Source organism: Pseudomonas sp. PS1(2021), assembly GCF_020405165.1.
GTDB lineage: Bacteria > Pseudomonadota > Gammaproteobacteria > Pseudomonadales > Pseudomonadaceae > Pseudomonas > Pseudomonas aeruginosa.
In genome coordinates this window covers 1,803,653-1,825,947 of the sequence record NZ_CP084484.1, presented here as the reverse complement: position 1 = coordinate 1,825,947, position 22,295 = coordinate 1,803,653, and the positions used below count along the sequence as shown (strand labels likewise).

At 66.6% G+C, this 22,295-nt stretch carries 18 protein-coding genes and 1 pseudogene; 9 read left to right on the top strand and 10 right to left on the bottom strand.

The window, feature by feature from the left end; translation table 11 throughout:
* Nucleotide 1: 1 nt before the first annotated feature.
* The 5 genes from tssH (at nt 2) to LE197_RS08515 (ending at nt 6,929) form a co-directional block, all read left to right on the top strand.
* Nucleotides 2-2,551 (top strand): type VI secretion system ATPase TssH, encoded by a 2,550-nt coding sequence (tssH, locus tag LE197_RS08535; protein ID WP_226033977.1) that lies wholly within the window; start codon nt 2-4, stop codon nt 2,549-2,551.
* Between the two features lie 90 nt (nt 2,552-2,641).
* Nucleotides 2,642-3,517: a hypothetical protein gene (locus LE197_RS08530; protein WP_003116944.1), complete on the top strand. Its 876-nt coding sequence runs from the start codon at nt 2,642-2,644 to the stop codon at nt 3,515-3,517.
* A 69-nt stretch (nt 3,518-3,586) separates the two neighbouring features.
* Nucleotides 3,587-4,372: a hypothetical protein gene (locus LE197_RS08525; protein WP_003116945.1), complete on the top strand. Its 786-nt coding sequence runs from the start codon at nt 3,587-3,589 to the stop codon at nt 4,370-4,372.
* Between the two features lie 6 nt (nt 4,373-4,378).
* Nucleotides 4,379-6,382: a type VI secretion system tip protein VgrG gene (gene tssI, locus LE197_RS08520; protein WP_031692926.1), complete on the top strand. Its 2,004-nt coding sequence runs from the start codon at nt 4,379-4,381 to the stop codon at nt 6,380-6,382.
* A 10-nt stretch (nt 6,383-6,392) separates the two neighbouring features.
* Nucleotides 6,393-6,929 (top strand): toxin-antitoxin system YwqK family antitoxin, encoded by a 537-nt coding sequence (locus tag LE197_RS08515; RefSeq protein ID WP_023125925.1) that lies wholly within the window; start codon nt 6,393-6,395, stop codon nt 6,927-6,929.
* A 22-nt stretch (nt 6,930-6,951) separates the two neighbouring features.
* Here LE197_RS08515 and LE197_RS08510 read toward each other — a convergent pair whose 3' ends face one another.
* Complete coding sequence (locus LE197_RS08510; protein ID WP_003089513.1) at nt 6,952-7,347, bottom strand: DUF4280 domain-containing protein; 396 nt, start codon at nt 7,345-7,347, stop codon at nt 6,952-6,954.
* A gap of 275 nt (nt 7,348-7,622) precedes the next feature.
* Here LE197_RS08510 and LE197_RS08505 point away from each other — a divergent pair.
* Both LE197_RS08505 and LE197_RS08500 read left to right on the top strand, forming a co-directional pair.
* Nucleotides 7,623-8,266 (top strand): annotated as a pseudogene (locus tag LE197_RS08505) (LuxR C-terminal-related transcriptional regulator).
* Nucleotides 8,267-8,466: 200 nt separating this feature from the next.
* On the top strand, nt 8,467-9,672 hold the full coding sequence (locus LE197_RS08500; RefSeq protein WP_171885334.1) for an ABC transporter substrate-binding protein: 1,206 nt from the start codon (nt 8,467-8,469) through the stop codon (nt 9,670-9,672).
* A 416-nt stretch (nt 9,673-10,088) separates the two neighbouring features.
* Here the strand turns inward: LE197_RS08500 and LE197_RS08495 are convergent, their stop codons facing one another.
* From LE197_RS08495 to LE197_RS08485, 3 genes are all read right to left on the bottom strand, one after another.
* Complete coding sequence (locus tag LE197_RS08495; RefSeq protein ID WP_031692923.1) at nt 10,089-12,404, bottom strand: xanthine dehydrogenase family protein molybdopterin-binding subunit; 2,316 nt, start codon at nt 12,402-12,404, stop codon at nt 10,089-10,091.
* Entirely contained in the window at nt 12,401-12,871 is a 471-nt protein-coding gene (locus tag LE197_RS08490; RefSeq protein WP_003089521.1) for a (2Fe-2S)-binding protein, read from the bottom strand. The genes LE197_RS08495 and LE197_RS08490 overlap by 4 nt, the downstream gene beginning before the upstream one ends.
* A 265-nt stretch (nt 12,872-13,136) precedes the next feature.
* Nucleotides 13,137-13,373: a hypothetical protein gene (locus LE197_RS08485; RefSeq protein ID WP_003104944.1), complete on the bottom strand. Its 237-nt coding sequence runs from the start codon at nt 13,371-13,373 to the stop codon at nt 13,137-13,139.
* A 294-nt stretch (nt 13,374-13,667) separates the two neighbouring features.
* Here LE197_RS08485 and LE197_RS08480 point away from each other — a divergent pair, with 294 nt between their 5' ends.
* Nucleotides 13,668-13,910, top strand: coding sequence for a DUF1654 domain-containing protein (locus tag LE197_RS08480; protein ID WP_003089526.1), 243 nt, complete (start codon nt 13,668-13,670; stop codon nt 13,908-13,910).
* 66 nt (nt 13,911-13,976) lie between these two features.
* Here LE197_RS08480 and lldA read toward each other — a convergent pair whose 3' ends face one another.
* The 6 genes from lldA to fpvI all read right to left on the bottom strand — a co-directional run bounded on the left by lldA (nt 13,977) and on the right by fpvI (nt 21,045).
* Nucleotides 13,977-15,128 (bottom strand): L-lactate dehydrogenase LldA, encoded by a 1,152-nt coding sequence (lldA, locus tag LE197_RS08475; RefSeq protein WP_003104946.1) that lies wholly within the window; start codon nt 15,126-15,128, stop codon nt 13,977-13,979.
* A 96-nt stretch (nt 15,129-15,224) separates the two neighbouring features.
* Nucleotides 15,225-16,145, bottom strand: a complete 921-nt coding sequence (locus LE197_RS08470; protein WP_003114511.1) for a LysR substrate-binding domain-containing protein — start codon at nt 16,143-16,145, stop codon at nt 15,225-15,227.
* A gap of 41 nt (nt 16,146-16,186) precedes the next feature.
* Nucleotides 16,187-16,510, bottom strand: coding sequence for a transcriptional repressor (locus tag LE197_RS08465; RefSeq protein WP_003089535.1), 324 nt, complete (start codon nt 16,508-16,510; stop codon nt 16,187-16,189).
* A 180-nt stretch (nt 16,511-16,690) separates the two neighbouring features.
* A complete protein-coding gene (gene pvdQ / locus LE197_RS08460) occupies nt 16,691-18,979 on the bottom strand; it encodes an acyl-homoserine lactone acylase PvdQ (protein ID WP_031692922.1) in 2,289 nt (762 codons plus the stop codon).
* Between the two features lie 122 nt (nt 18,980-19,101).
* Nucleotides 19,102-20,433 carry an L-ornithine N(5)-monooxygenase PvdA gene (gene pvdA, locus LE197_RS08455; protein ID WP_003114509.1) on the bottom strand — a complete coding sequence of 444 codons (1,332 nt, stop codon included), beginning with the start codon at nt 20,431-20,433 and terminating at the stop codon, nt 19,102-19,104.
* Nucleotides 20,434-20,565: 132 nt separating this feature from the next.
* A complete protein-coding gene (gene fpvI, locus LE197_RS08450; RefSeq protein ID WP_003103620.1) occupies nt 20,566-21,045 on the bottom strand; it encodes a pyoverdine signaling pathway sigma factor FpvI in 480 nt (159 codons plus the stop codon).
* A 163-nt stretch (nt 21,046-21,208) separates the two neighbouring features.
* Between fpvI and fpvR the strand changes: the two genes are divergently transcribed.
* Complete coding sequence (gene fpvR / locus LE197_RS08445; RefSeq protein WP_003139296.1) at nt 21,209-22,204, top strand: pyoverdine signaling pathway anti-sigma factor FpvR; 996 nt, start codon at nt 21,209-21,211, stop codon at nt 22,202-22,204.
* Nucleotides 22,205-22,295: the final 91 nt, after the last annotated feature.

The following is a 22,295-nucleotide window of genomic DNA, read 5'->3' as shown; positions in this document are numbered from 1 at the left end:
AATGGAACTCGCCGCCCTGATCGGCCGCCTCAACCCGGACTGTCGCCGCGCCCTGGAGCGCGCCGCGCAACGCTGCCTGCAACGCACCCATCATTACGTAGAGATCGAGCACCTGCTGCTGGAGCTGCTGGACATCGACGGCGGCGACTTCGCCTGCCTGCTGCCGCGCTTCGGCCTGGAGCGCGACGCCCTGGTCGCCGAGATCAACCTGTCGCTGGAGCTGTTCAAGGCCGGCAATACCCGCACTCCGGCGCTGTCCGCGCACACCATCGGCCTGCTCGAAGACGCCGTGGTCCACGCCAGCGTGCTCGGCCAGGCGCAGATCCGTTCCGGCCTGCTGCTGCTCGCCCTGCTCGACCGCGAGGAGCGCCGCGCCCTGCTGCTGAACAGCGCGTCGTCGCTGCTGCGGATTCCCCACGAGGCCTTGCAGGCCAACCTGCTGGAGTGGATCCAGGCCTCCCGCGAACAGCCGGCCGCGCCGAACCGCCCGGCGGCAGGCGGCGACAAGCCGGAAAGCGCCCAGGACCCGCTGCTCGACCAGTACACCCAGGACCTCACCGCCGAAGCCCGCGCCGGGCGCATCGACCCCATAGTCGGGCGCGACGGGGAGATCCGCCAGTGCGTCGACATCCTCCTGCGCCGGCGGCAGAACAACCCGATCCTGGTCGGCGCGCCGGGCGTCGGCAAGACCGCGGTGGTCGAGGGCCTGGCCCTGCGCATCGCCGCCGGCGAGGTGCCGCCGTCGTTGCAGGAGGTGATCCTGCGGGTGCTCGACCTCGGCCTGTTGCAGGCCGGCGCCAGCATGAAGGGCGAGTTCGAGCAGCGCCTCAAGGGCGTGATCGACGCCGTGCGCAACAGCGCGCAGCCGATCATCCTGTTCATCGACGAGGCGCACACGCTGATCGGCGCCGGCGGCGCGGAAGGCGGCAGCGACGCCGCCAACCTGCTCAAGCCGGCCCTGGCGCGCGGCGAGTTGCGCACCCTGGCGGCCACCACCTGGCTGGAATACAAGAAATACTTCGAGAAGGACCCGGCGCTGACCCGGCGCTTCCAGTTGGTCCAGGTCGAGGAGCCGGACGAGGCCACCGCCGTGGAGATGCTGCGCGGCGTCGCCGGCAAGCTGGAACTGCATCACGGCGTGCAGATCATGGACGCGGCCATCGTCGATGCGGTGAAGCTGTCGCATCGCTACATTTCCGGCCGCCAGTTGCCGGACAAGGCGATCAGCGTGCTCGACACCGCCTGCGCGCGGGTCGCCCTCGGCCAGCACGACGTGCCGCCGCCGCTGGAAAGCCTGCGCCACCGCGAGCAGGCCCTGGAAGAGGAATTGCAGCGGCTGCGCCGGGAACAGGCCACCGGCCTCGACCACAGCGCGCGTATCACCGCCCTGGAAAGCGAGTCGGGCGATAACCGCCGGACCATCCGCGAGCTGGAGACCCGCTGGGACGAGGAACGCGAAGCGGTGCGCGAACTGCTCGACACCCGCCGCGAACTGCTGGCCCTCAGCGAAAGCGCCGACGCGGCCAAGCCCGACGAGGAACTGGACGGTCGCATCGACCACCTGGCCGCCGAACTGGCGCGCCTGGCGGCCGGCCTCGAAGCCATCCGCCAGGACGACCCGCTGGTTCCCGAGCAGGTGGACTCGCGTACCGTGGCCGCGGTGATCGCCGGCTGGACCGGCATCCCGGTGGGCAAGATGCTCGCCGACGAAGCCCACGCCATCCGTTCCCTGGCGCAACGAATGGGCCAGCGGGTGATGGGCCAGGAGGCCGCCCTGGGCGCCATCGCCCAGCGCATCCAGGCCTATCGCGCCGGACTCAGCGACCCGGCCAAGCCGGTCGGCGTATTCCTCCTGCCCGGCCCCACCGGCGTGGGCAAGACCGAGACCGCCTACGCCCTGGCCGACGCCCTCTACGGCGGCGAACGCAACCTGATCAGCATCAACCTCTCCGAGTACCAGGAGGCCCATACCGTCAGCCAGCTCAAGGGCGCCCCGCCCGGCTACGTCGGCTACGGCAGCGGCGGCGTGCTCACCGAAGCGGTGCGCCGCAAGCCCTATTCGGTGGTGCTGCTGGACGAGATCGAGAAAGCCCATCCGGACGTGCTGGGAGCCTTCTACAACGTGTTCGACAAGGGCGTGATGGAAGACGGCACCGGCCTGGTGGTGGACTTCAGGAACACCGTGATCCTCGCCACCAGCAACGTCGGCGCCGAACTGCTGCTGGACAGCCCGGCCGAACAGGTCGCCACCCCAGCCTTCGACGAGCGCCTGCGCAAAGTCCTGCTGCAAACCTTCCGCCCGGCGTTCCTCGCGCGCATGACCGTGGTGCCTTACCGGCCGCTGGAGGAAGCCACCCTGGAAGGCATCGTCGTGGCCAAGCTGGAAAAACTGCGGGAACGCTACAAGGCCGCTACCGGCAAACAGTTCGACTTCGACCCGGCCATCGTCAAGGCCGTGCTCGCCAAGTGCAGTTCGGCGGGCGCGCGGGATATCGAGAATGTGTTGATGGCGGAGGTGACGGGGAAGTTGGCGGAGTGGGTGTTGGAGTAGCTACAAGCATCACCACTCCGTTACTTGGTCAAGCAGCAACTGTCTGGCACGCGCACTGAAGTTATTCAGAAGCATCAATTAGGAGGAGCTGTGTCGATCACTAAGAGCGGATCTTTCAGCGGAGTGAAGCCCAATGAGCGTGACAGCGTTCCATTCCACTGGAAGCGCACGCAGTTGGTCCCGGACATTTCGTGGAAGTATCACCACATCATCCCCTGGCAGACACTGCGCGATACTTGGCAAGCCTTGCTGATGTGCGACTACTGGAAAGGGTGCGTGCTCTACGTAAAAGTCATCGGAGTGGTTTCGTGGGGGCCCTTGATTTCCAGGCTGATGAATGCCCAGATGACCCAAGAGGACTGCGATGAGCTTTACGCCAAACTCTCCTGGCCTGCCTGGAACATTGTCGAAGGGCCCGCCGACAGGGACGATGAGGGTGGCACCGACCTAGATCTTTTCAGGCACGGCCTTCAGGGGACAGAGCCGGCAAGAATGCAGGCGTTGCAGCGGCTGTATGACGCCATGGAAGACTTTCTCTCACTATTCAACCGGAGAGAATTTGAGGCTACACGGCTGACAGTCTACAACCCCCGAGGGGGAGCACCAGCAGTCGACGAAGCTCGCCGCGAGGCCCTACACACCGCGCTACAAGGCATGCTGCCGTACAAGGATCAGGCCTTCATTCCCTATCGGCCAGAGATGTGGATCGTGACTTTGGAAGGGCGCGAGCATCGCAAGTATCCAACTTGGCTGCGGACGCCCAGATACAAAAAAGCCGACGGCTCCCCACCTAAAGCAGCACCGCACGCTGTCGAGCAAACTGGCCTGACGCAATGCCCCAAATGCGGCAATAAATTCCGTACAAATACTGCTGTCCAGATATTCGCCGAGCACCGCTCCTGCCCCAGGTGTGGCACTGCGGTGTATGTGGCGAAACATGCCTTTAAGGACCCTACCTTCCCCTGAACAATCCAGATAAAGGTAGGGTTGCCATTTCTACATGGCAGCCCCCAGAAGCACAAGGATGTAAAAAGCATGCCCTCCATCAGAATCCTGACCTGGAATAGTACTGGCGAAAGCTTTCCGAAGGCGGCAAGTCTGGCTGCCGAGGCTGCCACCCATGCCGCTCACGCCACACACCCGGTGATCGATATTTACCTCATTCAGGAGGCTCAACAAGGTGCAGGAGGCGCCATCAGTAACTATCTGACTGGCCTCGCTGGCTACACCGTGCATCACATCCATGAAAATCTTGGAGGTGGGGGCAAGGGTTATATCTGTGCTACGCGCAATGCGAGTGTGACTGTGTCCACTCCCCTTGCACTCTGGAACTATGCAGCCGATCCGGGATTCATGGCCTGGGCAGGCCATACTGCCTTACAGGCATCCAGTTGGACGCCACCTGCCAGAACACCCGCCTATAGCCTTCTGCAGGTCGGCGGCAGCAACATCCTGCTAATCACCTGGCATGCCCCCCTTGGCGTGTCCTTGCTACCGATCATCGTGGGCTCGATGAGCGGTGGAGCCTTGATCGACGCTTATCTGGCGCTGGATCAAAGCGGACTGCTCAACAACCCGATGCTCGCGATCGGCGTCGTCCCGGACTTCATCGTCATCGCAGGCGACATGAACGCCAAGCCGGCAGCACTGGGCAAGAGCTATGCCGGCTATACCCCACTGGACAACTTCACCGGGGTTGCCAATAACCTCGACCACATTATGGCGACATCGCCGCCACATACCGCATTCAACTTTTCCGAGGACTACAGCACCGCCACTGCTAGTACCCACGACATTCTCTGCGCCCGAATGAACTGGTGACCGACCATGTCTCGCGGCACTGATACCAGCAGCCTCTCATTAGTCGCCGAGTTGTTGAGCGACCTAAATCTGGAAACCCTAGCCGGAGGCGAGAGGCTGAATACATTGGACAGCATGTCTCTCCAGGGCAACAGCTCCACGTCGCTGACACTATCCAACACCGTCGCCTCGCACCTCAGCGCCACCCTGCACAACGACTCCCAGCAACGCCCCCTCGACGCCCTGGTCGCCGAAATCCACCAGCTCCCCGCCGACGCAACTGCCGACCGTTTTCAACTCGTACTCAGACCATGGCTCTGGTGGCTGACCCTGGCCAGCAACAACCGCGTGTTCCAGAACCTCGCCACCAGCGACATCGTCACCACGATCTTCAAGGCCCACGGCTTCACCGACTTCAAGCTGTCGCTGACCGGCAGCTACGAGCCCCGTGAATACTGCGTGCAGTACGGCGAGACCGACTTCGCCTTCGTCTCGCGCCTGCTGGAGGAGGAAGGCATCTTCTGGTTCTTCATCCACGAAGTGGGCAAGCACACGTTGGTGCTGGCGGACAGCAACGACGCCTTCCCGCCGATCCCCAACGGGCCCAAGGTGCCATACCTGGACCAGGAGATCGGCGTGCGCGAACTGCACGGCATCCGTTCGGCGCAGTACTGCCTGCAGGCGGTCGCCGGGACCTACAGCGCCACCGACTACGAGTTCACCACACCCAGTACTTCGCTCTATTCCCAGGCACAGGCCGAGGCCGGGCCGCGCGCACGGTACGAACACCCCGGCGGCTACACCGCCAAGGGCCGCGGCGATGCGCTGACCAAGCAGCGCGTGGACGGCCTGCGCAGCCAGGAAAAGCGCCTGATCGGCGAGAGCGACTGCCGCTGGCTGGTGCCCGGCCACTGGTTCACCCTCAGCGGGCATGACGACGATTCGCTGAATATCGACTGGGTGCTGACCTCGGTCACCCATGACGCCAGTCACGCGCACTACCGCAACCGCTTCGAGGCGATCCCCAAGGCCACCGCCTACCGCCCCGCGCGGGTCACGCCCAAGCCACGCATGCACACCCAGACCGCCCTGGTGGTGGGCAAGGCCGGCGAGGAGATCTGGACCGACCAGTACGGCCGGATCAAGATCCAGTTCCCCTGGGACCGCGACGGCAAGAACGACGAGACCTCGTCCTGCTGGGTGCGCGTGGTGCTGCCCTGGAGCGGCAAGGGCTTCGGCATGCAGTTCGTGCCGCGCATCGGCCAGGAAGTGATCGTCACCTTCATCGACGGCGACCCGGACCGCCCGCTGGTCACCGGCTGCGTCTACAACGGCGACAACACCCTGCCCTACGCGCTGCCGGACAACCAGACGCAGTCCGGGATCAAGACCAACTCGTCGAAGGGCGGCGGCGGTTTCAACGAGCTGCGCTTCGAGGACAAGAAGGACGCCGAGGAAGTCTTCCTCCAGGCGCAGAAGGACTTCAATGTCAACGTGCTCAACGACAGCACCGCCAGCATCGGCCACGACGAGACCCTGACGGTGCAGAACGCCCGCACCCGCACGGTGAAGGAAGGCGACGAGACCGTCACCCTGGAGAAAGGCAAGCGCACGGTGACCATCCAGACCGGCAGCGACAGCCTGGATGTGAAGGACACGCGCACGGTGACGGTGGGCGCCGACCAGACCCACAGCACCGGCGGCAACTACAGCCACAAGGTCAGCGGCAACTTCGAGCTGACGGTGGACGGCAACCTGACCATCAAGGTCAGCGGCACCCTCGCCCTGCAGAGCGGCGGCAGCCTGACCCTGAAGAGCGACGCCGACCTCGCCGCCCAGGCCGGCACCTCGCTGACCAGCAAGGCCGGGACGTCGCTGACCAACCAGGCCGGCACCTCCCTCACCAACAAGGCCGGCACCAGCCTGACCAACGATGCCGGCGTCAGCCTGACCAACAAGGCCGGCGCCGAACAGACGGTGGACGGCGGCGGCATGCTGACCATCAAGGGCGGCCTGGTAAAGGTCAACTGAGGAGAAGCGCATGGCGGCATCCGGCAAGCTCGACCTGGTTCGTGGCGACAGCCATCTCGCTGGTAACCTGCTCGACGGCAGCCTGGAAGGTCCGTTGCGCATCGACGAGCACGACAGGCCGCAGGCCAGCCTCGGCTACCGGCAGGGCCAGTTGCACGGCGCCAGCACCCTGTTCCATCCCAACGGCAAGGTCTCCGCGCAACTCGCCTTCGTCGACGGCAAGCTGCACGGGCCGGTCAGTTTCCATGCCGCGGAAGGCTGGTTGCAGCGCAAGGCGCACTACCGCAACGGGCTGCTCCACGGCGAAGCGCTCAACTATTTCGCCAACGGCCAGGTGGCCGAGCGCGAGCATTACCGCGACGGCGTGCGCGACGGGGTCTACCAGCGCTTCCATGGCAATGGCCAACTGGCCTTCGACGGACGCTACCTGAACGGCCAGCTACTGGACGGCGCCCAGCCGTTCGCCGATGACGGCCGGCCGCTGGACAGCGAGGGCAAGCCCATGGCGCGCTGGCGCTGGTGGTGGATCAGGCTGGCGGAGCCCTAGGCGCGCATCGGCCAGGCGGCGCTCAGGGAATCAGCATCTGCACCTGTCCCGGCACGCTGATCTTGATCACCCCGCCCCAGGTGCAGATCAGCGTGCCGTTGGCGTCCAGCGCGGGCATCCCGCCCAGCAGCAGGGTCGGCGGACCGCCGGGGATCCACGGGCTGGCGGTGGCGGGAATGCACGGCATCGGCGTCAGTACGCCGAGGGCGGCGGCGGTGGCGGCGGCCACCACGGGGTTGGCCGGACTCTGGCAGAGGCCGAAGGTGGGAATGTTCAGCAGCGGGATGTGGTCCATGATGTTCGCCGCCGGCATCCCGCTGGTCAGGGTGCGGTTCTGCGGCAACACGTTGAGCACCGTCGGCGCCGCCCCGAAGCTGCATTGCAGGGTGGCGCCGGCGCAGACCTGCGGGCAGCCCATGCCGTCCTCCCGAGCGCGATGGCGTTGTAGCAGGATAGACCAGCCCATCGCGCTCGCCGTGGGCTGGCTTGCTGTTTTTCTGACGAATGCCCGACATGCGTGTCGCCAGCGGCGCTAGAATTCCGCTGTCATGCGGGGCGGAGCCCCGCGACAGGGATCGACGAAAAAGGATTTTCGGCGGATCGAACGGTGCCCGCAGCGCCCTCGCCGGCCGGCCTGCGGCCGGTCGATGCAGGGGTTGCCGCACCCTGGCCGCCCCCAAGGACGGGACGACAATGCCTCGCACAAGAAGCCTCCCCGCACGGGTCATCGTCGCCGATGACTATCCCCTGTTCCGCGATGGCCTGAGACGGGTCGTTCGCCGCTACCTCCCGCAAGCCGCCGTGAGCGAAGCGGGCAGCTTCGACGAGGTGCTGCGCCTGGCCTCGAGCGTCTCGCCGGAACCTCCCGCCCTCTTCCTCCTCGACCTGCTGCTCCCGGCTTCGCCGCCTCCCAGTCCATCGAGCGCTTGCGTCGCGCCTATCGGCACAGCGCAATCGTCATCGTCTCGATGCTCGACGACCCGCGTCTGGTGGACGAGGTGCTGGCCGCCGGCGCCGACGGCTACCTCGGCAAATCCCTGGAGGCCGGGGAGATCGGCACGGCGTTGCAGACGCTCGGCAGCGGCGAACCGGTGGTGCGCCTGCGCGGCGGCGGGTCGAGCGCCGGCAGTCGGCAACGCGCCCTCCTGGACGCACTGACCCCACGGCAGCAAGCGGTACTGCGGCTGATCGCCGATGGCCTGTCGAACAAGGAAATCGGCCGCACGCTGTCGATCTCGCCGTTCACCGTGCGCGTGCACGTTTCCTCGCTGCTGCGCGCCCTGGAAGTGAACACGCGGACGGCCGCTGCGGCGCTGGCGGCGAAGGCCGGCTTCTAGGCAGGCTCTACGCGGCCGTACCCGGAGTTCCCGCGCAAGCATCCGAGAATGCCGAAACGAGAAGTCTGCCGCGATTTTCCGCGAAGTCTCCTCGCGGCGCTGAAGCCCGGCGCAGTGGACCAGTCCCATCCATGAGGGGCGCGCCTGCGCGCCGGCCTCACCGGGAGCGGCGACGCTCGTTTTCAGCAGAGGAACGGCACATGATCGACAGGGTGAAGCCGCTGATGGCGGCATGGGTTCTGGTCTTCGCATCTTCTTCGTTCGCCGGCGAAACGGCGGGAAAATTGCCACGAAAGCCAGCTCTAGGGCCGGAAACCTCGGGGGCGACCCTGGTCATTCCCGGCGAGACCGACAGGCTCGCGTCGCTCTACGCCCGCGCACGGGGCGAAGGCGGCAAGGTGGTGCTCTGGGCCGGCGGCGACGCGCCGAACCAGATGGACTGGTTGAAGACGGCCTTCGAGAGCCGCTTTCCCGGCGTGATCCTGGACGTCACGGTGGACCTCTCCAAGTTCCACGACCTGCGCATCGACCAGGAACTCGCCACCGGCACCCTGACGCCGGACGTGGCGATGCTGCAAACCACCTTCGATTTCGACAAATGGAAGGCCCGCGACGTGCTGCTGCGCTACAAGCCGGTCGGCTTCGCCCGGCAGAAGAAAGGCTACGCCGATCCCGACGGCGCCTATGTCACGGCCTACAACAACGCCTTCGTGCCGACCTACGCTTCCGTCCGGCTGCCAGCGGAGCACTATCCGACGCGCTTCGCCGATTACCTGAAGCCGGCCTTCAAGGGCAAGCTGGTGCTGACCTATCCCCATGACGACGATGCGGTGCTGTACGTCTACGACAAGCTGGAACGGCGCTACGGCAGCGGTTTCCTGCGCGCCCTGGCGGCGCAGAAGCCGAACTTCCTGCGCGGCACGGCGGCGCCGGCGGCCTCGGTGGGCACCGACTCCATCGGTTCGCTGGGCAACCTGACCGGCTATGCGACCGACAGCGATACGCCGACCGGCTACTTCATCCCGACCGACGAGCCGTTCATCGTCTGGAACCAACGCGCGGCGATCTTCAAGGCCGCCCGTCATCCGGCCACGGCCAAGCTGCTGCTGTCCTACCTGGGCTCGGCCGAGTTCCAGTCCAGCTACGGCGGCTGGCGCGCCCGCGCCGACGTCGGCGAAGCGCCTGGGCTGCCGCCACTGGAGTCGCTGAAGAACGTCGATGTGCACGATTTCACCCGCTGGATGGCCGATCGCCAACGGGTGGCCAGCCTGCGCAGGCACATGGAGGAAATCTTCGGCCCGGTACGCGGCGAGTCGCCGTTGCGCGACCCGGCGCTGATGAGCCTGCTGGGGCTGACGGCGAACGACATCGTCGCCCTGCCCGAACCGGACCTGCCGATCTACTGAACCGCCATGACGGCCTCGCGCACGGACGACGCGGGGTCGTCGATCCTGGAGAATTGCGCATCCGGTTTCGACGGCAAGCAGGCGGCCTGGAGCGGCTGGGAAGACCCCCGCTCCTTATAAAACACTTTTAATAAACAATTTATCCTATTGATTAATAAGATAAATAAAATACTAGAATTCACTTTAAGTTGAGACGACAAGGCGGCGCATAACGCTACCCGTTGTCCGCCCTGGCATCCGCTTACCGCCTTCGCTGCGCAGGGCGAACGAGGCCACGCGCGTTATCCGCCGACAGGCCTCTGCCAGGGAGGGACGGCGGCACGGAAAACTCTTCTTCGACAACGACTTCCGCGTAGAACCTGATCCATCGCCTGCGCTCGCGCGAACTCACGCAGGCGACGATCAGGACCTAGGACCTAGGCCTTCCGCCACCCCTGCAACTGATTGCGGATCGGCAACTCGCGGATGCGCTTGCCGGTGGCGGCGAAGATCGCGTTGCACAGCGCCGGCGCTATCGGCGGCACGCCAGGCTCGCCGACCCCGCCCAACGGCAGGTCGCCATCCGGCTCGAGCAGATGCACCGACACCGCCTTGGGCGCCAGCGGCATGCGTGCCAGCTCGTACTGGTGGAAATTGTCCTGCTGGACCTTGCCATCCTTGAAGCTGATCTCGCCCAGCGCCGCCAGGCCCAGGCCCATCACGCAGGCGCCTTCGAGCTGCGAGCGGATGCGCTCGGGGTTGATCTGCGGACCGCAGTCGGCGGCGATGGTGGCCTTGTGCACCAGCAGCGCGCCGTCGTCCTTCACCTCCACCTCGATCACCACCGCCACGTAGGTGACGAAGCTGTAGTGCGCGGCGATTCCCCGCGCCCTGCCCCTGGGCAGCTCGCCGCCCCAGCCGGACTGGCGCGCCGCCTCCTCGATCACCCCGCGCAGGCGGCCGACATCGAGTGGGTAGCGCTCCGGCGACTCGCCGTAGTTCCAGCTGTCGCCGAGTTCGGCGGTGTCGATCCGCCGCGCCGGGCCGAGCAGCTTGAGCAGGTAGTCCTTCGGGTCCTGGCCGGCCTTCGCCGCCAGTTCGCCGACGAAGCTCTGGATGGCGAAGGCGTGGGGGATGTTGGAGACCGAGCGGAACCAGCCGACCCGGGTGTGCGCCGGGGCCTCGGGGTTCTCCAGGCGCACGTTGGGGATGGCGAACGGCAGGTTGGTCAGGCCCATGCCCAGTTCGAAGGCGCCCTGGTGCTTGCTGTCCGGGCCGAACAGTGCGGTGATGCTCGGCGCCACCGAGCGATGCAGCCAGGCCTGCGGCAGCCCGTCGGCGCCGAGCACGGCCTGCAGGCGCTCCACCGAGACCGTGTGGAAATAGGAGAAATGCAGGTCGTCCTCGCGGGTCCACTGCACGCGCAGGTGGCGACCGGGGAACGCCTTGGCCAGGATCGCCGCTTCCAGCACGAAGTCGGGCTTGGACTTGCGGCCGAAACCGCCGCCGAGCAGGGTCACGTTGACCGTGACCTTGTCGAACGGCAGTTTCAGGCGCTCGGCGATGCGCTCGCGAGTCACTTGCGGCGCCTGGGTCGGGGCCCAGACCTCGCAGGCGCCGTCCTTGTACCAGGCGGTGGAGACCGGCGGTTCCATCGGCGCCTGGGCCAGGTGCGGCAGGTAGTACTCGGCCTCGACGATATCCCCGCCCTTGGCGAACAGCGCCGCGGCATCGCCGCTGTCGCGCACCACCTTGCCCGGCTTGCGCGCGGCCTCTTCCAGTTGCTTGCGGTAGGCCACCGAGTCGTAGCCGCCGTTGACCCCGGCGTCCCACTCGACCACCAGCGCCTCGCGCCCCTTGATCGCCGCCCAGGTGTTCTGCGCCACCACGGCGACCCCGCCCAGCGGCTGGAACTCGGACGGGATCGGCCGGCCCTCGATCTCGATCACCTTGACCACCCCCGGCACCTTCAGCGCCGCGGCGGCGTCGTAGCGCTTGAGCTTGCCGCCGTAGACCGGCGGCCGGGCGACCACGGCGTAGAGCATGTCGTCGAAGCGCGCGTCGAAGCCGAAGCCGGCGCGGCCATTGACGATATCGGCGCCGTCGATGGCGCGCGCCACGTCCTTGCCGATGTAGCGGAACTGCTCGGGCTTCTTCAGCAGCAGCTTGTCGCGCGCCGGCACTTCGAGACCCGCGGCGGCCTCGGCCAGTTCGCCGAAGGACAGCGAACGGCCGCTGGGCGCATGCAGCACCTTGTTCTGTTCGGCGCGGCACTCGCCCAGCGGGACCTTCCACTGGTTGGCCGCGGCCTGTTCGAGCATCTGTCGCGCCGCCGCACCGCAGCGGCGCATGGGTTCGAACCAATGGCGCATGCTGCGCGAGCCATCGGTGTCCTGGTTGCCGTAGCGCGCTTCGTCGCCGGGCGCCTGGATCACCTTGACCCGGCTCCAGTCGGCCTCCAGCTCGTCGGCCACCACCATCGCCAGGCTGGTGCGCACGCCCTGGCCCATTTCCGAGCGGTTGCAGACGATGCCGACCGTGCCGTCCCGGTCGATGCTCACGTAGATCTTCGGGTTGTCCACCCAGCCGTGGGGCATGGCGTCGGCGCCGAAGGCCTTCTTCTCGGCGGCCAGGGCGTCGCGCCAGCCCCAGTTGGCAGCCACCAGCAGCACGCCGGTGGCGCCGACGCCCTTGAGAAAACCGCGGCGGCTGAGATTGCCGATGACCAGATCGTCGGGGTACGAGCGCTTCATGCCTTGGCCTCCTGCAACTTGGCGGAGGCGTTGTGGATCGCCGTCTTGATCCGGTTGTAGGTGCCGCAGCGGCAGATGTTGCCGGCCATGGCCGCCTCGATCTGCTCGTCGCTGGGCGCGGGGTTGCTCTTCAGCAACGCCGTGGCCGACATGATCTGCCCGCCCTGGCAGTAGCCGCACTGCGCCACGCCGATGTCCAGCCAGGCCTGCTGGACGACTTCGCCGACCTTGTCGGTGTGCAGGTGGTCGATGGTGGTGACCTTCCTGCCCTGCGCCAGGCTCACCGGCGTGATGCAGGAACGGGTGGCCTGGCCGTCGATATGGATGGTGCAGGAGCCGCACAGGCCCATGCCGCAGCCGAACTTGGTCCCGGTATAGCCGACGACGTCGCGGATGGCCCAGAGCAAGGGCATATCCTCGGTGACATCGAGCTGATGATCCTTGCCATTGAGGTTCAGGGTAATCATCGGTGCACGCCTTTTCTGGTTTCTGGTTATGGAGTCGCACGGCGACTGCGCCGCCCCCATGGGCGCGGCGAGTCTCTCATCGGACTGAAGGGAGATTATTGGCGAGAGGACTGCGGCGGATAACCTGGCAGAACTGAACGTATCGTTGAATGGAATTCAACGATACCCAAGCCGGGCGGAAATCGCCCGGGCGAGGCCGCGTTCCCGGTGGCCCGCTCCTCGCCGCTTCGCCGGAAAGCGAGCGGCTCGGCCAGGGGCAACGGCGCTAGCCGCGCCGCACGCGCAGGCGCTCGGCGTGGTAGATCAACGGCCCATGCTGGTCCTCGGCACCGCTGGGGTCGTCCAACAGCACGCCGGTGATGCGGCCCTGGCGGAACAGCAGGCGGATCGCCAGCAGGTTGGCCCTGGGGTCGCCCTTGAGATCATGGAGGGAACGCGGGGTGTCGGCATCCAGCTGACAAAACACCGATTCGAGCAAAACATCGGAAGGTTCTAACGCCATGCAGTCGTATCCGTCGAGAAGTACCGGTCACCTTGCCTTGCACTGGGTGCCGGTCAAAGCCCATCCCTGGAAAAACGCCTTTCCGCGAATTGAAACAATGCGCAACGATTTTCCTCGCGACGCAGTGTCGCCTACCGCCAGAGCCGTTGCCAAGAGCCGTACATCCCTGCGGCGCGCCCCTGCGACAACGTTGCAATACTTTCTTCACACGAGTTCCGCTACAAAGGTATCTCGCCGGAACCGAGGGTTCCTTTGTCCACCCACCCATAACCGAGAAAGCAAGCGGAGGCACCCATGAACCACACTGCATCGATCCCCGCCCTGCCCACGGCCTATGACCTGCTGAACACCCGCATCCAGCGCATCATCCACGCCCCGGCCGCGCAACAGGCCTGCCAGGCCTGCATTTCCCGATTGCCCGGCGAAGACGAGGGCGACTGGGCCCACCTGCTGGAAAGCTTCGACCGTTCCAACCAGTGGCTGCTCGACCCGCAGCGCGACGGCAGCATCGTCCTGCGCTGGAGTTCCGCCGCCTGATCCTGTTTGCCGCGCGGCCGTCGAGCCGCGCGGCTTGCGCTCTTCCCTCCCCTTCGCCGTTCGCGGCTATCGCGGATAGCTTCCCGGCAACAGGATGTCCCGGCCGACCTCGCGGATGTCGGTATGGCCGCAGAAGGCCATGGTCAGGTCCAGCTCACGAGCGATGATCTCCAGCGCCCGCGTCACGCCGGCCTGCCCCAGCGCGCCCAGCCCGTAGAGATAGGGACGGCCGATCATGGTCCCGCGCGCACCGAGGGCGATGGCCTTGAGCACGTCCTGCCCGGAACGGATGCCGCTGTCGAGCCAGACCTCGATGCGCTCGCCCACCGCCTCGACGATCGCCGGCAGCGCGCTGATGGTCGAGGGCGCGCCATCCAGTTGGCGTCCGCCATGGTTGCTGACGACCAGCGCATCGGCGCCGGAGTCGGCGGCCAACCGCGCATCCTCGGCATCGAGAATGCCCTTGAGCACCAGCTTGCCGCCCCAGCGGCGCTTGATCCATTCGACGTCGCCCCAGTTCAGCCGCGGGTCGAACTGGCGGGCGGTCCACTCGGACAGCGAGCCCATGTCGTCGACGCCCTTGACGTGCCCGACGATGTTGCCGAAACCGCGACGCCGGGTGCCGAGCATGCCCAGCGCCCAGCGCGGCTTGGTGGCGATGTTCAGCAGGTTGGCCAGGGTCGGCCGCGGCGGCGCCGAGAGACCGTTCTTCAGGTCCTTGTGGCGCTGGCCGATGATCTGCAGGTCGAGGGTCAGCACCAGCGCGTCGCAGCCGGCGGCCTTGGCGCGGTCGATCAGGCGTTCGATGAAATCGCGGTCGCGCATCACGTAGAGCTGGAACCAGAACGGCTGGCCGACTTCCGTGGCGATGTCCTCCAGGGAACAGATGCTCATGGTCGACAGGGTGTAGCGCACGCCGAACTCGGCGGCGGCGCGGGCGGCGAGGATCTCGCCGTCGGCATGCTGCATGCCGGCCAGCCCGGTGGGCGCGATGGCCACCGGCATGGCCATCTCCTGGCCGAGCATGCGGGTGCGCAGCGAGCGGTTCTCGATGTTCCGCGCGACCCGCTGGCGCAGCTTGATCGCGGCGAAGTCGTCCTGGTTGGCGCGGTAGGTGCCTTCGCTCCAGGAGCCGGAGTCGGCGTAGTCGTAGAACATCCGCGGCACGCGCTTGCGCGCCAGGCGGCGCAGGTCTTCGATATCGGTGATGACGCTCATGCAGTCCACTCCTTCGGGGGTGGCTGGATGGTAGAGCGCGACGTACCGCCGCAGGCGGAATAATTGTCGGCATCGGCGGAAGGAAATTCCGCCGTTTCAGTCGTCCGCCGCCGGAAGGAATTCCCTGCCCTGGACCACCGCCTCGCGGCAGATCGCCGCCAGCCAGGCAGCGAAACGCTGGCTGGCCGGCGAGGCCTGGTGGCTGCGCAGGTGGTAATGGTGGGTCGGCGCCGAACGCAGCGGGAACAGCACCACCAGCCGCCCCTCGGCAAGCCAGGCGCGCGCCAGCGAGGGTCGCGCGAGGGCCACGCCCTGGCCGTTGGCGGCGGCTTCCAGGGTCATGCCCAAATCGAGCAGGCGCGGCCCGGCGCAGGGCTCCGGCCAGTCCAGCCCGGCCACGCGGAACCACGGCTGCCAGGGCTCCAGCGGCGAGCGCAGCAACGGCAGGCCGGCGAGCATGGCTGGCGTCCAGGGCCGCGGCAGGCCGAGCAGCAGCCCCGGCGCGGCCATCGGCAGCACGCGCTCCTCCAGCAGCCGCTCGCCGGCCGCCACGCCATGGCTGTCGCCGCGCACCTCGACATCGGCCAGCGGCAGGTCCTGGCCGTCCGAAGGACTCGACAGGAGAATCTCCAGCTCGATTTCCGGACAGGCCTCGGCGAAGGACGCCAGGCGCGGAATCAGGATCTGCCGGGCGAAGGTCGGCGGCGTGCGCAGGGTCAGCCGCTGCTGGCGCTGGACCTGGCGACGATGCAGCGGAACCGCCGCGAGCTGGGCGAGGATCGGCGCGATCTGTTCGAGGTACTCGCGGCCGTGGGAGGTCAGCGCCAGCGAGCGGCCGTCGCGCTGCAACAGGCTCACCCCGAGCATCCCCTCGAGACCGGAAACCCGCTTGCTGGCGGCGCTGCCGGTGATCGACAGGAGTTCGGCGGCGCGCTCGAAGGTACCCAGCCGGGCAGCCGCTTCGAACGCCTGCAACGCTTCGATGGAAGGAAAACGGAAATCGTCGGGATTGAGCATGGGGCAGACTTTACCCGCTGCCCGAGATCAGGGATACCGCGTCAGAGCCGCTGCTCGTTGGCCGCGGCGCGGCGCTCGGGCGCCGCGGAACCGGCGGCACCGCCCCAGGAAGCCTTGCCGGGGCTGTAGACATCCTGTTCGTCGAGGGTCACCAGGCCGCTTTCCACCAGGCGCCCGAGGACCTGGCGGATGCTCACCAGGGACAACGGCGTACCGGTTTCGGAGAGACGCCGGTGCAGGGTGCGGATCGGCACCCGGCCCTGCTCCCCCGAGGCTTCCCAGAGCGCATCGATCACTTTCAGCCGGGCCAGGCTCATCTTCAGGCCGGCCTCCTTCAACATCTGTTTGACGGGCGAATGGGTCATCGTGACGCTCCTTTCGTGGACGAGTGGGTAGCGGGTCCCCGCCGAAGCCGAGCATCCCTGCTCGCTGCCTGCACGTGTTCCCTGAAACCGGGCGGCTGTGGGCCGCCTCTATGGTTAAAGACGAACGAGCGCGGAAAAACCGTCAGTTTTTTTCCCATCAGATCTGATAGGCATTGCTTATCATTCGCGAATGCTTAGCCGTTGCAGTTGCGGGTCGGCGTCGATCTGCCTGTCGCTGAACGGCAAGGTCTGCCATTGCTGGCGGGAAAACAGCTCGGTCTGGTCGCGGTAGTGCGGCGAGCGCGGATCGCTGGACTGGGAGAAAGCCAGCAACCCGCGAGCCTTGGGCCCTTCCTCGGGGAAGGTCACCAGCTGGATGTAGCTGGTACCGCCGACCACCTCCAGGTGGTCGCCCTTGCGGACGCTCTGGATCGCGTTGTAGACCCCGAAATGGCCATCGCCGCCGGGAATCGCGATGCGTTCCTGGCCACGGGTGCTCACTTGCAGGTCGCCCCAGCGCGCGCCGTCGGGAATCCCGCTCTTCTCCACCTCCGCCGCCGCGTCCGCCAGCGCCTGGCGCACCTGGGCCGCCACCTGCGGCCGGTCGAGGGCGATGCCTTGCGGCGTATCCAGGGGACGTTGCGCATCGAACGGTTCCTTCCACGCGCCGTCGAGTTCGGCGAAGCGTTGCATGAAGCGCTGGAAGTAGACGAAACCGCTGCCGCTGTCGAGGTTGGCGCCACGGTCCCACTGCGCCAGGGCCGCGCAGGCGCGGGCAAGGGACTTCTCGCCCTGGTTGTCGCGGCACAGGCGGAGCAGGTCCGGCAGCACCTGGTCGGCGCTGAAGACATGGTTGGCGGTGACCATTTCCTCGAGCGTCTTCGCCTCCAGCGGCTGCTTGCCCTGTAGCCGGCTCAGGGCGTAGCGCGCCCGCGGACCGATGGGTTTTTCCTGGCTGACCAGGGGCGAAAAGCCCTGCAACGGGCTCGCCGGGTTGGTCAGCCAGGCGCTGTCGTTGGAGTTCTGCACGAAGTCCCTGCGCAACAGCACCGGCAGTTGCGCCGCCGGGGTGATGCCAGCCTGGGCCGCGGCCGGGTCGCGGCTCCAGGCACAGCGGCTGTCCTGCCCCTGGAGGGCCGGCAGGCCTTCGGCGACCAGTTGCGGAATGGCGCAGGCGGGAATCAGTTCCGGCTTCAGGTAGGGCACCACCGACTGGTTCATGTACAGGGCGTTGCCCTGCTCGTCCGCGGCCAGGGTGTTGACCCAGGGGATGCCCTGTAGCGCCTCGACGCGCCGGCGCAGGTCGGCGACGTCGCTGGCCTGGTTGATCGAGTACCACTGCTGCAGTACCCGGGTGTTCTCCAGGTTGGCATCGCGCAGCGCATAAGCCTCGTTGCGGTTCCAGTCCAGCTTGCCGGGCCAGACCACCAGCGGGCCGTAGATCGACTGGTAGACCTTGTGCTCGACGCGCGACAGCTTGCCGTCGGCGCCGCGCACCTCGATCGCGACGGATTTCTCCTCCAGCGGCAGCGAACGACCGTCGACCAGGTAGCGCCGCGCGTCCTTCGGGTCCAGCGCCAGGCGATACAGGGTGAAGTGGCTGGAGGTATCCACCGTGTGGGTCCAGGCCAGGTGGCGGCTGAAGCCGATGTTGACCACCGGCAGGCCGGGCAGCGAGGCTCCCATCACGTCGAGCCGGCCGGGAATGGTCAGGTGCATCTGGTAGAAACGCATCGCGCCGTTCCAGGGGAAGTGCGGGTTGGCCAGGAGCATGCCCTTGCCGTCCGCCGAACGTTCGCTGCCAACGGCAATGGCGTTGCTGCCGCGCTCCAGGCGGAAGCGCTGGCGCCGCTGCTCGGCGACCTGGAACGCCTGCTCGCCGCTCAGGGCGACCTTCTCCGTGCCGGGCGGCGCGGCGGCCACCAGCGCGTCGGCGAACTGGCCGACCCCACCTTCCACCAGCAGGCGCCGGGTCAGGCGCAGCAGGTCATCGGTCGCGATGGCCCGCAGCCAGGGCTGGCCAAGGCAACTGGTGGTCTTGCCGTCGGCCTCGCGGAGGAAGCGGTTGAAACCGGCGGCGTAGCCTTCGAGCAACTGGCGCACCGCGGGCGTCTGCGCCTGCCAGAAGGCTTGCAGCGCCTCGGGTTGGTTGAGCCAGGCGTAGAAGATGTCGGACGGCAGGTTGTCCAGCTCCGCCGACGACTTGCCCTCGCTGCCGAAATAGCGCGCCCGCTCGCCGCGCGCGGTGACGATCTCCTCGGCCAGCAGGCAGGCGTTGTCGCGCGCGTAGGCGTAGCCGATGCCATAGCCCAGGCCGCGCTCATCCTTGGCCCGGATGTGCGGCACGCCATAGGCGGTCCAGCGGATATCCGCGGCCAGCCCGGTCGGCCGCGGCATATCGGCCTGGACCGGCATCATCGAACCCAACAGCATGCCGGCCAGGCCGGTCAGTACGGTACGCATCCCCATCGATGTCGTTTCTCTGCAAAGTGGTGGCCGGAACGGCCGGGACATGCAACGAAAACGCCCTGCGTGCCGGGCATCCCCTGGCGGGGAAACGGGCAACACAGGGCGTGGCGGCGTGGCGCCGATCAGCTGGCCAGGGCGTGCTCGTGCAGGGCGCGGGCCGCAGTACCGGGCTTCAGGTGCTGGTACAGGGAGCCGGAGATTTCCTCGGCACGCACCGGCAGCACCGACAGCAGGGTGTCGCTGAGGCCGTGGCTGGCCTGGCTGAAGCCCTGCGCGTAGATCGCCACCTTGCAGCGCTCGTCGGTCTGCAGGCGGTAGTCGCGGCCGATCTCGTGGTCGCCGAGGTACTCCGCCAGCGGTTCGAGCAGTTGGCGGTGCAACTGGCGCTCATAGCCGGTGGCCAGGATCACTGCGTCGTAGGTCTCTACGCTTAGCTCGCCGCTACCGGCGTCGCGCAACGCCAGCTCGATGCCCTGGGCGGTGGCGGTCGCGCGCTCCACGGTGGTCATGCAACGGAAGGCGTGGCGCGGGATGCCGGAGACTTTCTGGCGGTAGAAGACGCCGTAGATGCGCTCGATCAGGTCGGTATCCACCACCGAATAGTTGGTGTTGTGGTATTCGCGCAGCAAACGCTCGCGTTCGGCATGCTCGCGGCTGTAGATGAGATCGGTGAACTTCGGCGCGAACACTTCGTTGACGAACGGGCTATCGTCCGCCGGCTTGAGCGCCGAGGCACGCAGGATCATGTCGGCCTGCACCGACGGGTAGCTGTCGTTGAGGTCGATGAAGGCCTCCGCCGCGCTCTGCCCGCCGCCGATGATGGCGATCTTCATCGGCTTGCCGCTGCTGCAGGGCTGCTTGGCCATGTGTTCCAGGTACTGGCTGTGGTGGAACACCCGGCCGTCGCCCTTGAGCGCACGGAACACCTGCGGGATACGCGGGGTGCCGCCGGGACTGACCACCAGGGCGCGGGTGGTGCGCACCAGTTCCTCGCCGTCGGCGTTGCGCGAGATCACCCGCAGCGCCTCGACCTGGCCGGCGCTCAGCATCGGCTCGATGCGCAGGACCTCTTCGCCGTAGCGGCTCTGCTCCTGGAAGTGGCTGGCGACCCAGCGCAGGTAGTCGTTGAACTCCATCCGGCAGGGATAGAAGGTGCCCAGGTTGATGAAGTCGACCAGGCGATCGTGCTTGTGCAGGTAGTTGACGAAGGAATACGGGCTGGTGGGGTTGCGCAGGGACACCAGGTCCTTGAGGAAGGAGATCTGCAACTCGCTCTGCGACACCAGGGTGTTGCCGTGCCAGCGGTAGTCGCCCTGCTTGTCCAGGAACAGCACTTCCAGGGCGCCCTGCGCCTGGGCCCGTTCCTGGAGGGCAATCGCCAGGGCGATATTGGAAGGGCCGAAGCCGACACCGATGAGATCGTGAACCACGGCGGTTGCAGTTGCCTGAGTCATTTCCAGTTCCTCTGGATTGGCCCCCTTTCAAGCGGGAGCGATAAGTCGAGAGCAGCCCTGGAGGGCCATCTGTTGACTAGGAACGAGGACAGGGAAATGAAATTTAAGCGTTGCCGAACACGAATAGCGAAATCAGTCGGCTTCCCATTCGCGCATGCGCACCCGGCAATGCTTCATCGCGTTGACGATGTGCTTTTCCACCAGGCTGCGGGAAATATTGAGATGTTCGGCGATCTGCGAATGGGACAGGCCGTCCAGCTTGCGCAACAGGAAGGAACTGCGGCAGATGGCCGGCAACTCGGCCAGGGCGCGCTGCAGGTTGTCCAGGCGCTGCCCCTGGTCGACCACCGTCTGCGGCGAGGGACTGGCCAGGCCCTCCTCGTCATCCAGGACCTCCAGGGGTTCCGCCCGGCGCACTCGGCTGCGACGGTGCTCGTCCACCGCCAGGTTGAGCGCCGTCCGGTACAGAAAAGCCTTCGGATGCTCGATCTGCGCTTGACTGGAGCGCTCCAGAACGCGCAAATACGCGTCGTGGGCGACATCCGCCGCTGCGTGTCGATCCCCGAGCCTGGCACTGAGGAATCGCAGCAGCTCCCGATAATGGTTTTCCAAGACGACTCCTGCTCGCTGCCTCTACGGCACTGTCCTTCCAAGGGCGGGATCGCCTGCCGGCGACGTTGGCAGTATGAAATCATTAAATTTATAATAATTCTCATCAAGCTTTAAAGCCTTGTTTCGCTCGCAGCGCAATCCGAAGGCATAACTGGAACCCTCGATGAAGACACCCTCTCCCGCCGACAGCGACACCCTTGTGCAGGACGCCGCGCATTGGTGCATGCGCCTGCACGCCGAGGACTTCTCCGAGGAAGAGCGTGGCGAGTTCCAGCGCTGGCTGGCAGCCGATCCCCGGCACGCCGCCGAATACGCAGAAATGGAGGAGATCTGGGCGCTCAGCGAACTGCTGCCGCGAACGCCGGCGCCCGAGCTTCGCAACCACGCCGCAACCCGCCCGTTCGGCCGTCGCCGCAGGGGCTGGAAGAGCCAGGCACGCGCCGCCGCCCTCGCCCTGCTTATGTTGCCGACGGCCGGCTACCTCGGCTGGCTGCAAGGCTGGATTCCTTCCAGCTACCAGCGCTACGAGGCCGAGGGCAACGTCAGGCATGCCGTTCTTCCCGACGGCAGCGAGGTCGAACTGGACCTCAATACGCAGCTGAGCTTCGCCAATTTCAAGGACATCCGCCGGGTTTCCCTGGACAGGGGCGAGGCCTACTTCCATGTCACCCACGACAGCGCGCACCCCTTCGTGGTCAAGGCCGGCAACGGCTCGATCACCGTCACCGGCACCCGCTTCAACGTCTGGAAGTACCAGGACAACGTGGTAGTCACCGTCACCGAGGGCTCGGTGAAGGTCCGCAGCGAAGGCTCGGGCAACGACAGCAGCCTGACTCCCGGCATGCAGGCCAGCTACTATCCGGGCCTGCTGCAACCGTTGGTCGAGGCCGTGGATACCCGCCAGACGCTAGCCTGGCGCGAGGGCCGCCTGGTACTCGACGACCTGCCCCTGTCCAAGGCCCTGCCGCTGATCAACCGCTACCTCGACGCTCCGCTGGTCCTGGGCGACAGGAGCGCTGCGAAACTGCGCATTGGCGGGATCTACAGCACCCGCGACATCCGCAGCCTGGTCGACGCCCTGCCGAAAGTCCTGCCCGTGGACCTGGAACATCGCGAGGACGGCAGCATCCGCATCAGCAGCCGTTACGCCCAGCTCTGAACCCAGGTTAAATTTAGCCGCCCTGGCCTCGTATATCTGGCAGTGCCCAGCCTGCCGATCCAGCGGCGGCGGTCTCTCCACGCACCGGCCG

Coding starts and splice junctions, on each gene's coding strand:
- tssH (WP_226033977.1), top strand. CDS start 2: ATGGAACTCGCCGCCCTGATCGGCCGCCTCAACCCGGACTGTCGCCGC.
- LE197_RS08525 (WP_003116945.1), top strand. CDS start 3,587: ATGCCCTCCATCAGAATCCTGACCTGGAATAGTACTGGCGAAAGCTTT.
- tssI (WP_031692926.1), top strand. CDS start 4,379: ATGTCTCGCGGCACTGATACCAGCAGCCTCTCATTAGTCGCCGAGTTG.
- LE197_RS08515 (WP_023125925.1), top strand. CDS start 6,393: ATGGCGGCATCCGGCAAGCTCGACCTGGTTCGTGGCGACAGCCATCTC.
- LE197_RS08510 (WP_003089513.1), bottom strand. CDS start 7,347: ATGGGCTGCCCGCAGGTCTGCGCCGGCGCCACCCTGCAATGCAGCTTC.
- LE197_RS08500 (WP_171885334.1), top strand. CDS start 8,467: ATGATCGACAGGGTGAAGCCGCTGATGGCGGCATGGGTTCTGGTCTTC.
- LE197_RS08495 (WP_031692923.1), bottom strand. CDS start 12,404: ATGAAGCGCTCGTACCCCGACGATCTGGTCATCGGCAATCTCAGCCGC.
- LE197_RS08490 (WP_003089521.1), bottom strand. CDS start 12,871: ATGATTACCCTGAACCTCAATGGCAAGGATCATCAGCTCGATGTCACC.
- LE197_RS08485 (WP_003104944.1), bottom strand. CDS start 13,373: ATGGCGTTAGAACCTTCCGATGTTTTGCTCGAATCGGTGTTTTGTCAG.
- LE197_RS08480 (WP_003089526.1), top strand. CDS start 13,668: ATGAACCACACTGCATCGATCCCCGCCCTGCCCACGGCCTATGACCTG.
- lldA (WP_003104946.1), bottom strand. CDS start 15,128: ATGAGCGTCATCACCGATATCGAAGACCTGCGCCGCCTGGCGCGCAAG.
- LE197_RS08470 (WP_003114511.1), bottom strand. CDS start 16,145: ATGCTCAATCCCGACGATTTCCGTTTTCCTTCCATCGAAGCGTTGCAG.
- LE197_RS08465 (WP_003089535.1), bottom strand. CDS start 16,510: ATGACCCATTCGCCCGTCAAACAGATGTTGAAGGAGGCCGGCCTGAAG.
- pvdQ (WP_031692922.1), bottom strand. CDS start 18,979: ATGGGGATGCGTACCGTACTGACCGGCCTGGCCGGCATGCTGTTGGGT.
- pvdA (WP_003114509.1), bottom strand. CDS start 20,433: ATGACTCAGGCAACTGCAACCGCCGTGGTTCACGATCTCATCGGTGTC.
- fpvR (WP_003139296.1), top strand. CDS start 21,209: ATGAAGACACCCTCTCCCGCCGACAGCGACACCCTTGTGCAGGACGCC.